Annotated in this window: 12 protein-coding genes and 2 pseudogenes; 12 read left to right on the top strand and 2 right to left on the bottom strand. The window is 52.1% G+C overall.

Going from position 1 to position 11467, the window contains the following annotated elements:
- From BHE85_RS03930 to hybG, 11 genes and pseudogenes are all read left to right on the top strand, one after another.
- A pseudogene (locus BHE85_RS03930) lies at window positions 1-333 on the top strand (IS1-like element IS1X2 family transposase); the annotation flags it as partial.
- A 16-nt stretch (window positions 334-349) separates the two neighbouring features.
- Window positions 350-830, top strand: a pseudogene (yghX, locus tag BHE85_RS03925) (YghX family hydrolase); the annotation flags it as partial.
- Between the two features lie 118 nt (window positions 831-948).
- The gene (gene yghW, locus BHE85_RS03920; protein WP_001059136.1) at window positions 949-1236 is read left to right on the top strand and encodes a DUF2623 family protein YghW; all 288 of its coding nucleotides are present in this window, start codon (window positions 949-951) and stop codon (window positions 1234-1236) included.
- A gap of 188 nt (window positions 1237-1424) precedes the next feature.
- Window positions 1425-2543, top strand: a complete 1119-nt coding sequence (hybO, locus tag BHE85_RS03915; RefSeq protein ID WP_000145410.1) for a hydrogenase 2 small subunit — start codon at window positions 1425-1427, stop codon at window positions 2541-2543.
- 2 nt (window positions 2544-2545) lie between these two features.
- Complete coding sequence (gene hybA, locus BHE85_RS03910) at window positions 2546-3532, top strand: hydrogenase 2 operon protein HybA (RefSeq protein ID WP_001081870.1); 987 nt, start codon at window positions 2546-2548, stop codon at window positions 3530-3532.
- Window positions 3522-4700, top strand: coding sequence for a Ni/Fe-hydrogenase cytochrome b subunit (hybB, locus tag BHE85_RS03905; RefSeq protein ID WP_000017693.1), 1179 nt, complete (start codon window positions 3522-3524; stop codon window positions 4698-4700). The genes hybA and hybB overlap by 11 nt, the downstream gene beginning before the upstream one ends.
- The gene (gene hybC, locus BHE85_RS03900; RefSeq protein ID WP_000083065.1) at window positions 4697-6400 is read left to right on the top strand and encodes a hydrogenase 2 large subunit; all 1704 of its coding nucleotides are present in this window, start codon (window positions 4697-4699) and stop codon (window positions 6398-6400) included. Before hybB ends, hybC begins: the two co-directional genes overlap by 4 nt.
- Window positions 6400-6894, top strand: coding sequence for a HyaD/HybD family hydrogenase maturation endopeptidase (locus tag BHE85_RS03895; protein WP_001221946.1), 495 nt, complete (start codon window positions 6400-6402; stop codon window positions 6892-6894). The genes hybC and BHE85_RS03895 overlap by 1 nt, the downstream gene beginning before the upstream one ends.
- Window positions 6887-7375 (top strand): hydrogenase-2 assembly chaperone, encoded by a 489-nt coding sequence (gene hybE / locus BHE85_RS03890; RefSeq protein ID WP_000134014.1) that lies wholly within the window; start codon window positions 6887-6889, stop codon window positions 7373-7375. Before BHE85_RS03895 ends, hybE begins: the two co-directional genes overlap by 8 nt.
- The gene (hypA, locus tag BHE85_RS03885; RefSeq protein ID WP_000544953.1) at window positions 7368-7709 is read left to right on the top strand and encodes a hydrogenase maturation nickel metallochaperone HypA; all 342 of its coding nucleotides are present in this window, start codon (window positions 7368-7370) and stop codon (window positions 7707-7709) included. The genes hybE and hypA overlap by 8 nt, the downstream gene beginning before the upstream one ends.
- Before the next feature lie 12 nt (window positions 7710-7721).
- Entirely contained in the window at window positions 7722-7970 is a 249-nt protein-coding gene (gene hybG / locus BHE85_RS03880) for a hydrogenase maturation factor HybG (protein WP_000334896.1), read from the top strand.
- A 122-nt stretch (window positions 7971-8092) separates the two neighbouring features.
- Here the strand turns inward: hybG and yghU are convergent, their stop codons facing one another.
- Window positions 8093-8959 (bottom strand): glutathione-dependent disulfide-bond oxidoreductase, encoded by an 867-nt coding sequence (yghU, locus tag BHE85_RS03875; RefSeq protein ID WP_004985856.1) that lies wholly within the window; start codon window positions 8957-8959, stop codon window positions 8093-8095.
- 204 nt (window positions 8960-9163) lie between these two features.
- Between yghU and gss the strand changes: the two genes are divergently transcribed.
- Window positions 9164-11023, top strand: a complete 1860-nt coding sequence (gss, locus tag BHE85_RS03870; RefSeq protein ID WP_001297309.1) for a bifunctional glutathionylspermidine amidase/synthase — start codon at window positions 9164-9166, stop codon at window positions 11021-11023.
- Between the two features lie 244 nt (window positions 11024-11267).
- Here the strand turns inward: gss and BHE85_RS03865 are convergent.
- Window positions 11268-11467: IS1 family transposase (locus tag BHE85_RS03865; RefSeq protein ID WP_000327172.1), on the bottom strand; the 200-nt coding region annotated here is incomplete at its 5' end.

Here is an 11467-nt window from a genome sequence, read left to right as displayed (position 1 = left end):
TGGCTGTTTTACGCGTATGACAGGATACGGAGGACGGTTGTGGCGCACGTCTTCGGTGAACGCACTCTGGCCACACTGGAGCGTCTTCTGAGCCTGCTGCCGGCCTTTGAGGTCGTGGTATGGATGACGGATGGCTGGCCGCTGTATGAATCACGCCTGAAGGGAAAGCTGCACGTTATCAGCAAGCGTTACACTCAGCGCATTGAGCGACATAATCTGAATCTGAGACAACATCTGGCAAGGCTGGGACGGAAGTCACTGTCGTTCTCAAAATCGGTGGAGCTGCATGACAAGGTCATCGGGCATTATCTGAACATAAAACACTATCAGTAAGTTGGAGTCATTACCCGTTGGAGGTTATCCGGGAAATGATGATAAAGGTCGTGAGCTGCAACAGCAGGTTGATCCAACCAAACTGATGAATGATTTCTTTGCCGCAATTGAGTTTATGCAACGCTATCCGCAAGCGACAGGCATAAGTGGGTATTACCGGATTTTGCTATGGCGGTGGTGTATCGAACGCGGCGGCTGTCGCGTATCCGGAACTGGCCTGCGCGGTGCCGTTTTATGGTCGTCAGGCACCCACTGCCGATGTGGCGAAGATTGAAGCGCCTTTACTACTCCACTTCGCGGAACTGGACACCCGAATCAACGAGGGCTGGCCCGCTTATGAGGCGGCGTTGAAAGCCAATAATAAGGTCTATGAGGCGTATATCTATCCGGGGGTTAATCACGGATTCCATAATGATTCCACGCCTCGTTATGACAAATCTGCCGCCGATCTTGCCTGGCAAAGGACGCTGAAATGGTTCGATAAATATCTCTCCTGATGGGTTTATCTCTTACGGGATTACGTCTTAAACAAGCATGAAAAAATAGCGTGCGCAAAAGTCGTTCTTTGCCTAAAATATTGCTATATATGATAATATATAGCGAATGAGGTGAACGATGAATAACCATTTTGGTAAAGGCTTAATGGCGGGATTAAAAGCAACGCATGCCGACAGTGCGGTTAATGTGACAAAATTCTGTGCCGATTATAAACGCGGTTTTGTATTAGGCTACTCACACCGGATGTACGAAAAGACCGGAGATCGCCAGCTTAGCGCCTGGGAAGCGGGTATTCTGACGCGCCGCTATGGACTGGATAAAGAGATGGTAATGGATTTCTTTCGTGAGAATAATTCCTGTTCTACGTTGCGCTTTTTTATGGCCGGTTATCGCCTCGAAAATTGATCAAACATACGTATTATCTTGCTTTAATTAATTACACTAATGCTTCTTCCCTTCGTTTTAGCGCCCCGCCGCAGTATCATGATATCGATAACCATAATAAATGTGTGGTAAATGGCGCATCGATCGCATTATTGATTTTGCGATTGAGGCAAAATATATGCCAGGTCTTCGCAACGGAATAACTATAAATGACTGGAGATAACACCCTCATCCATTCTCACGGCATTAACCGTCGTGATTTCATGAAGCTTTGTGCAGCATTAGCCGCCACCATGGGGTTAAGTAGCAAAGCCGCTGCAGAGATGGCCGAATCGGTTACTAACCCGCAGCGTCCGCCAGTTATCTGGATTGGCGCGCAGGAGTGCACCGGTTGTACGGAATCTCTGCTTCGTGCAACGCATCCAACGGTAGAAAACCTCGTGCTGGAGACTATCTCTCTGGAGTATCACGAAGTGCTTTCCGCCGCCTTCGGTCATCAGGTCGAAGAGAACAAACATAACGCACTTGAGAAGTACAAAGGGCAGTATGTGTTGGTTGTGGATGGTTCCATCCCATTAAAAGATAACGGTATTTATTGCATGGTTGCTGGTGAGCCGATTGTGGATCACATCCGCAAAGCGGCAGAAGGCGCAGCAGCGATTATCGCTATCGGTTCCTGCTCTGCGTGGGGCGGTGTTGCCGCAGCTGGAGTTAACCCAACTGGCGCAGTCAGCCTGCAAGAAGTTCTGCCAGGCAAAACCGTTATCAATATTCCGGGCTGCCCGCCGAACCCGCACAACTTCCTCGCGACCGTTGCGCACATCATCACTTACGGCAAACCGCCGAAACTGGATGACAAAAATCGTCCGACCTTCGCCTATGGCCGTCTGATTCACGAACACTGCGAACGTCGCCCGCACTTCGATGCTGGTCGTTTTGCCAAAGAGTTCGGTGATGAAGGCCACCGTGAAGGCTGGTGCCTGTACCACCTCGGCTGTAAAGGGCCAGAAACTTACGGCAACTGCTCAACGCTGCAATTCTGCGATGTTGGCGGCGTGTGGCCGGTAGCGATTGGTCACCCATGCTATGGCTGTAACGAAGAAGGTATCGGCTTCCATAAAGGCATCCATCAGCTTGCCAACGTCGAAAATCAGACTCCGCGTTCACAGAAACCGGATGTTAACGCTAAAGAGGGCGGTAACGTCTCTGCAGGCGCTATTGGTTTGCTCGGCGGTGTGGTTGGGCTGGTTGCCGGTGTCAGCGTGATGGCGGTGCGTGAACTGGGTCGTCAGCAAAAGAAAGATAACGCTGACTCACGGGGAGAATAACCGTGAACAGACGTAATTTTATTAAAGCAGCCTCCTGCGGGGCATTGCTGACGGGCGCGCTGCCGTCTGTCAGTCATGCGGCTGCTGAAAACCGCCCGCCAATTCCGGGATCGCTGGGGATGTTGTACGACTCGACCTTGTGCGTAGGCTGCCAGGCTTGCGTCACCAAGTGTCAGGATATCAACTTCCCTGAACGTAACCCGCAAGGGGAACAGACCTGGTCGAACAACGACAAACTGTCGCCGTATACCAATAACATCATTCAGGTGTGGACCAGCGGCACAGGGGTCAACAAAGACCAGGAGGAGAACGGCTACGCGTACATTAAGAAACAGTGTATGCACTGCGTCGATCCGAACTGTGTCTCTGTGTGCCCGGTCTCTGCACTGAAAAAAGATCCGAAAACCGGCATTGTCCATTACGACAAAGACGTGTGCACCGGTTGCCGTTACTGCATGGTCGCCTGTCCGTACAACGTGCCGAAGTACGACTACAACAACCCGTTTGGTGCGCTGCATAAGTGCGAGCTGTGCAACCAGAAAGGTGTGGAACGTCTCGATAAAGGCGGTCTGCCTGGCTGCGTAGAAGTGTGCCCGGCGGGCGCGGTGATTTTCGGTACGCGTGAAGAGCTGATGGCGGAGGCGAAAAAACGTCTGGCGCTGAAGCCTGGCAGCGAATACCACTATCCGCGTCAGACGCTGAAATCTGGCGACACTTACCTGCATACGGTGCCGAAATATTATCCGCATCTGTACGGCGAGAAAGAGGGCGGCGGTACTCAGGTTCTGGTACTGACGGGTGTGCCTTATGAAAATCTCGACCTGCCGAAACTGGACGATCTTTCTACCGGTGCGCGTTCCGAAAATATTCAACACACCCTGTATAAAGGCATGATGCTACCACTGGCTGTGCTGGCGGGCTTAACCGTGCTGGTTCGTCGCAACACCAAAAACGACCATCACGACGGAGGAGACGATCATGAGTCATGATCCACAACCGCTGGGCGGCAAAATCATCAGTAAACCGGTCATGATTTTTGGACCGTTAATCGTCATCTGTATGCTCCTGATTGTGAAGCGTCTGGTGTTCGGTCTGGGCTCTGTCTCTGACCTGAACGGCGGCTTCCCGTGGGGCGTGTGGATCGCGTTTGACCTGCTGATTGGTACCGGCTTTGCCTGTGGCGGCTGGGCGCTGGCGTGGGCGGTATACGTCTTTAACCGTGGGCAATACCATCCGCTGGTGCGTCCGGCGCTGTTGGCGAGTCTGTTTGGTTACTCACTGGGTGGCTTGTCGATCACTATCGACGTGGGTCGCTACTGGAACCTGCCGTACTTCTACATTCCGGGTCACTTCAACGTGAACTCGGTACTGTTCGAGACGGCGGTCTGTATGACCATCTATATCGGCGTGATGGCACTGGAGTTTGCTCCGGCACTGTTTGAACGTCTGGGCTGGAAGGTTTCTCTCAAGCGTCTGAACAAGGTGATGTTCTTCATCATTGCACTTGGCGCGCTGTTGCCGACCATGCACCAGTCTTCAATGGGGTCACTGATGATCTCGGCGGGCTACAAGGTGCATCCGTTGTGGCAGAGCTATGAAATGTTGCCGCTGTTCTCGCTGCTGACGGCGTTCATCATGGGCTTCTCGATTGTCATCTTTGAAGGTTCGCTGGTGCAGGCGGGTCTGCGTGGCAACGGTCCGGATGAAAAGAGTCTGTTCGTCAAGCTGACCAACACCATCAGTGTGTTGCTGGCGATTTTTATCGTGCTGCGCTTTGGCGAGCTTATCTATCGCGACAAGCTGTCGTTAGCGTTTGCCGGTGACTTCTACTCCGTGATGTTCTGGATTGAAGTCCTGCTGATGCTCTTCCCGCTGGTCGTTCTGCGTGTGGCGAAGCTGCGTAATGATTCCCGCATGCTGTTCCTGTCAGCACTGAGCGCACTGTTAGGTTGTGCAACCTGGCGTCTGACCTATTCGCTGGTGGCATTCAACCCGGGCGGCGGTTACGCCTACTTCCCGACCAGGGAAGAACTGTTGATTTCTATTGGTTTTGTGGCTATTGAGATTTGCGCTTACATCGTACTCATTCGTCTACTGCCGATACTTCCTCCTTTAAAACAAAACGATCATAATCGTCATGAGGCGAGCAAAGCATGAGCCAGAGAATTACTATTGATCCGGTAACCCGTATTGAGGGGCATTTACGCATCGATTGCGAAATCGAAAATGGCGTCGTTTCGAAAGCATGGGCTTCCGGTACCATGTGGCGCGGCATGGAAGAGATCGTGAAAAACCGCGATCCGCGCGATGCATGGATGATTGTGCAACGTATCTGTGGCGTATGTACTACCACTCACGCGCTGTCTTCCGTTCGTGCGGCAGAAAGTGCGCTGAATATCGACGTTCCGGTTAACGCGCAATACATCCGTAACATCATTCTGGCTGCGCACACCACGCATGACCATATCGTTCATTTCTATCAGCTTTCGGCGCTGGACTGGGTGGACATCACTTCTGCACTGCAAGCTGACCCAACCAAAGCCTCCGAAATGCTGAAAGGCGTTTCGACCTGGCATCTGAACAGTCCGGAAGAGTTCACTAAAGTTCAGAACAAGATCAAAGATCTGGTTGCCAGCGGTCAGTTGGGTATTTTCGCCAATGGCTACTGGGGTCACCCGGCGATGAAACTGCCGCCGGAAGTGAACCTGATTGCGGTAGCGCACTACCTGCAGGCGCTGGAGTGCCAGCGTGACGCTAACCGCGTCGTGGCGCTGCTGGGCGGTAAAACGCCGCACATTCAGAACCTGGCGGTAGGTGGTGTCGCGAACCCGATCAACCTCGACGGTTTGGGCGTGCTGAACCTTGAGCGCCTGATGTACATCAAGTCTTTCATCGACAAGCTGAGCGACTTTGTTGAACAGGTTTATAAGGTTGATACCGCAGTTATTGCCGCGTTCTACCCGGAATGGCTGACGCGCGGTAAAGGTGCGGTGAACTACCTGAGCGTGCCGGAATTCCCGACCGACAGTAAAAACGGCAGCTTCCTGTTCCCGGGCGGCTACATTGAGAATGCGGATCTGTCCTCGTATCGTCCGATCACTTCTCATTCCGATGAATACCTGATCAAAGGCATTCAGGAAAGCGCGAAGCACTCCTGGTATAAAGACGAAGCGCCGCAGGCACCGTGGGAAGGTACCACCATTCCGGCTTATGATGGTTGGTCTGACGACGGGAAATATTCCTGGGTGAAATCACCGACTTTCTACGGCAAAACGGTAGAAGTGGGTCCGCTGGCTAATATGCTGGTGAAACTGGCGGCAGGTCGCGAATCTACCCAGAACAAACTGAATGAAATCGTTGCGATTTATCAGAAACTGACTGGCAACACGCTGGAAGTGGCGCAGCTGCACTCCACGCTGGGCCGTATTATTGGTCGTACCGTTCACTGCTGCGAATTGCAGGATATCCTGCAAAATCAATACAGTGCACTGATCACCAATATCGGCAAAGGCGATCACACCACCTTTGTGAAACCGAACATTCCGGCAACGGGTGAGTTCAAAGGTGTTGGCTTCCTCGAAGCGCCGCGCGGTATGCTCTCTCACTGGATGGTTATTAAAGACGGTATTATCAGTAACTACCAGGCAGTTGTTCCATCAACCTGGAACTCTGGTCCGCGTAACTTCAATGATGACGTCGGTCCTTACGAGCAGTCGCTGGTGGGTACACCGGTTGCTGATCCGAATAAACCGCTGGAAGTGGTGCGTACCATTCACTCCTTCGACCCGTGCATGGCCTGTGCGGTACACGTAGTGGATGCCGACGGCAACGAAGTGGTTTCAGTGAAGGTTCTGTAATGCGTATTTTAGTCTTAGGGGTCGGCAATATTTTGCTGACCGATGAAGCCATCGGTGTGCGGATTGTCGAAGCGTTAGAGCAACGATACATTCTGCCGGATTATGTTGAGATCCTCGATGGCGGCACGGCGGGAATGGAGCTGCTTGGCGACATGGCAAATCGCGATCATCTGATTATTGCGGATGCCATTGTGTCGAAAAAGAACACGCCGGGAACGATGATGATCCTGCGGGATGAAGAAGTTCCGGCGTTGTTTACCAACAAAATCTCTCCGCATCAGCTTGGCCTGGCCGACGTATTGTCGGCCCTGCGCTTCACCGGTGAGTTTCCGAAAAAGCTGACCCTGGTCGGCGTGATCCCGGAATCGCTGGAGCCACACATCGGCTTAACGCCGACGGTTGAAGCAATGATTGAACCTGCGCTTGAGCAGGTTCTGGCTGCGCTGCGCGAATCAGGCGTGGAAGCCATCCCACGGGAGGCGATTCATGACTGAAGAGATAGCAGGTTTCCAGACCTCCCCGAAGGCGCAAGTACAGGCAGCGTTTGAAGAAATTGCCCGGCGTTCGATGCACGATCTCTCTTTTCTGCATCCTTCAATGCCGGTGTATGTTTCTGATTTTACGCTGTTCGAAGGTCAGTGGACGGGGTGTGTGATCACCCCGTGGATGCTGAGTGCAGTTATCTTCCCCGGCCCGGATCAACTCTGGCCGCTGCGCAAAGTGAGTGAAAAAATTGGTCTGCAACTGCCGTATGGCACCATGACCTTTACCGTTGGCGAACTGGACGGTGTTTCGCAATACCTCTCCTGTTCGCTGATGTCACCGCTTTCGCACAGTATGTCGATTGAAGAGGGCCAACGCCTGACGGATGACTGCGCACGAATGATCCTTTCGCTGCCAGTCACGAATCCGGATGTACCACACGCAGGGCGTCGCGCCCTGCTGTTTGGTCGCAGGAGTGGCGAAAATGCATGAGTTGTCGCTTTGCCAGAGCGCCGTTGAAATTATCCAACGGCAGGCGGAGCAGCACGATGTTAAGCGCGTCACCGCCGTGTGGCTGGAAATTGGCGCGCTCTCCTGCGTTGAGGAGAGCGCCGTCCGTTTTAGTTTTGAAATTGTCTGCCACGGAACGGTGGCGCAAGGGTGCGATTTACATATCGTCTATAAACCCGCCCAGGCCTGGTGCTGGGATTGCAGCCAGGTGGTGGAGATTCATCAGCACGATGCGCAGTGTCCGCTCTGTCACGGCGAGCGGTTGCGTGTCGATACCGGCGATTCGCTGATCGTCAAAAGTATTGAAGTTGAATAACCGGAGTTAATAATGTGTATTGGCGTTCCAGGCCAGGTGCTGGCTGTCGGTGAAGATATTCACCAGCTTGCGCAGGTTGAAGTATGTGGTATCAAGCGCGACGTGAATATCGCCCTGATTTGTGAAGGTAACCCTGCCGATCTACTGGGCCAGTGGGTGCTGGTACACGTCGGATTTGCCATGAGCATCATCGACGAAGATGAAGCCAAAGCCACATTAGACGCACTGCGCCAAATGGATTACGACATTACCAGCGCGTGATGATTAGCTTTCGTAGGCCTGATAAGACGCGGCAGCGTCGCATCAGGCATTGTGCACGATTGCCGGATGCGGCGTGAACGCCTTATCCGGCCTGGATGGCTTGCTGCGACGAACACCAACCCTTACCCCTGACGCTTATCTTCCGTATTCGTCTCGAAATCACTGGCGTCATGGCGCTCATGCAACTGCTCATTCAGCGGTCCGTTGGTGCGGTTAACAATACGCCCACGTTTCACCGCCGGACGTTCGCCTACTTCTTTCGCCCAGCGTTGTACATGCTTATAACTGCCCGCATCAAGAAACTCAGCGGCATCATACACACCACCTAACACCACGTTGCCAAACCACGGCCAAATCGCCATATCCGCAATGGTGTACTCATCGCCCGCAACAAACTTATGCTGCGCCAGTTGCTTATCCAGCACGTCGAGCAGACGTTTGGCTTCCATGGTAAAGCGGTTGATGGCGTACTCAATCTTTACCGGTGCGTAATGGTAAAAGTGACCAAAACCACCGCCGAGGAACGGTGCCGCGCCCTGTAACCAGAACAGCCAGTTCATCGTTTCAGTACGCTTTGCCAAATCCTGCGGCAGGAAGTAGCCAAATTTCTCCGCCAGATAAAGCAGGATCGAACCAGATTCAAACACACAGATCGGCGGATTATGCGTATGATCGCGCAGCGCCGGGATCTTCGAGTTTGGGTTCACTTCGACAAAGCCGCTGGAGAATTGATCGCCATCGCCAATACGAATCAGCCAGGCGTCGTACTCTGCACCAGTAACGCCCAGCGCCAGCAGCTCCTCAAGCATAATCGTTACTTTCTGACCGTTCGGCGTTCCCAGCGAATAAAGTTGCAATGGGTGTTTGCCAACGGGCAGCGTTTTTTCATGCGTCGGACCAGAAACCGGGCGATTGATATTGGCGAACGCGCCGCCAGCGGATTTATCCCACGTCCAGACTTTCGCGGGCTGATAAGTATTGTCTGTCATAGTGAGTTGCCTTCTGAGTGGTAGTGTTGAAGCAGTGTGGCAGGTCACTTGCTGTACAGAATGTGAATTTTTTAACCCTTTGCGCCAGCCGCTGCGATGAGGTGTATGATTAGTCTGACCTCTGTCCGGTTAATGTCGCTGAGCAGGTAATCAGAGCACAACAATTACGCCAACTGCTTAGGTTGTATTGTTAAAGGTAAAGTGATGAGCAAAGGAACGACCAGCCAGGATGCCCCGTTCGGGACATTATTGGGCTACGCCCCAGGTGGGGTAGCAATCTACTCTTCAGATTACAGTTCTCTCGATCCGCAGGAATACGAAGATGACGCCGTATTCCGTAGCTATATCGACGACGAATATATGGGCCACAAGTGGCAATGCGTTGAATTTGCTCGCCGTTTTCTCTTTCTGAATTACGGTGTGGTCTTTACTGACGTGGGTATGGCGTGGGAGATTTTCTCGCTGCGCTTCCTGCGAGAAGTGGTTAATGACAACATCCTGCCATTGCAGGCATTTCCTAACGGCTCGCCGCGTGCGCCGGTCGCGGGTGCGCTTCTTATCTGGGATAAAGGCGGTGAATTTAAAGACACTGGCCATGTCGCCATCATTACCCAATTGCATGGCAACAAAGTCCGTATTGCGGAACAGAACGTGATTCATTCCCCGTTGCCGCAAGGGCAACAGTGGACGCGTGAGCTGGAGATGGTGGTCGAAAACGGCTGCTATACCCTGAAAGACACTTTTGATGACACCACCATTCTGGGCTGGATGATCCAGACGGAAGATACTGAATACAGCTTACCGCAGCCGGAAATTGCAGGCGAGCTGCTGAAAATCAGCGGAGCGCGCCTGGAAAACAAAGGCCAGTTTGACGGTAAATGGCTGGATGAAAAAGATCCGCTGCAAAACGCCTATGTGCAGGCCAACGGTCAGGTGATCAATCAGGATCCTTATCATTACTACACCATTACCGAGAGTGCCGAGCAGGAGCTAATTAAAGCCACCAACGAGCTGCACCTGATGTATCTTCACGCAACCGACAAGGTACTGAAAGATGACAACCTGCTGGCGCTGTTCGACATTCCGAAAATCCTCTGGCCACGTTTGCGTCTCTCCTGGCAGCGTCGCCGTCACCATATGATCACTGGTCGTATGGATTTCTGCATGGATGAGCGTGGCCTGAAGGTTTACGAGTACAACGCCGACTCCGCCTCCTGTCATACCGAAGCGGGCTTGATCCTCGAACGTTGGGCGGAGCAGGGCTATAAAGGCAACGGCTTCAATCCGGCGGAAGGGCTGATTAACGAATTGGCTGGTGCCTGGAAACACAGTCGTGCACGTCCGTTTGTCCATATCATGCAGGACAAAGATATCGAGGAAAACTATCACGCGCAGTTTATGGAGCAGGCGCTGCACCAGGCGGGCTTTGAAACGCGTATCTTGCGTGGATTGGATGAACTGGGCTGGGATGCTGCCGGGCAACTGATTGATGGGGAAGGGCGACTGGTTAACTGCGTGTGGAAAACCTGGGCGTGGGAAACCGCGTTTGATCAGATTCGTGAAGTTAGCGACCGTGAGTTTGCTGCGGTGCCAATCCGTACCGGTCATCCGCAAAACGAAGTGCGTCTTATCGACGTATTGCTGCGCCCGGAAGTGCTAGTCTTTGAGCCGCTGTGGACGGTGATCCCCGGCAACAAAGCGATTCTGCCGATCCTCTGGTCGCTGTTCCCGCACCATCGTTACCTGCTGGATACCGATTTCACTGTTAATGATGAATTGGTGAAAACAGGTTACGCAGTGAAACCGATTGCCGGTCGCTGTGGTAGCAATATCGACCTGGTCAGCCATCATGAAGAGGTGCTGGACAAAACCAGCGGTAAATTTGCCGAGCAGAAAAACATCTATCAGCAACTGTGGTGTTTGCCGAAAGTGGACGGTAAATACATTCAGGTATGTACCTTCACCGTGGGCGGCAACTACGGTGGGACGTGTTTGCGCGGTGATGAATCACTGGTCATCAAAAAAGAGAGTGATATTGAACCGTTAATTGTGGTGAAAAAGTAATACATGTTGTAGCAACCCCTACTGATTATGAAGAATAATCAGTACGGGGATTAATCAAAATATTCAATATTTATATGTTCTAATATTTATTCATTTCATATGTGAATATATTAACCAGTGGAATACCTGTGTTTTGATTATTTCTAAAGGTTTTGAATGAATGCTTATTGTCTGATACACAAGAAATAACACTCTTTTTATCGTTAAAAAATGATATTTCACTTTGCCCGGTAATGCTGCCAACTTACTGATAGTGTTTTATGTTCAGATAATGCCCGATGACCTTGTCATGCAGCTCCACCGATTTTGAGAACGACAGTGACTTCCGTCCCAGCCTTGCCAGATGTTGTCTCAGATTCAGATTATGTCGCTCAATGCGCTGAGTGTAACGCTTGCTGATAACGTGCAGCTTTCCCTTCAGGCGTGATTCATACAGCGGCCAGC

Origin of the sequence: Shigella sp. FC1567, assembly GCF_001743015.1 — a bacterium.
In the GTDB taxonomy this organism is placed as follows: Bacteria; Pseudomonadota; Gammaproteobacteria; order Enterobacterales; family Enterobacteriaceae; genus Escherichia; species Escherichia coli.
This window is presented reverse-complemented; position numbering and strand designations above follow the sequence as displayed.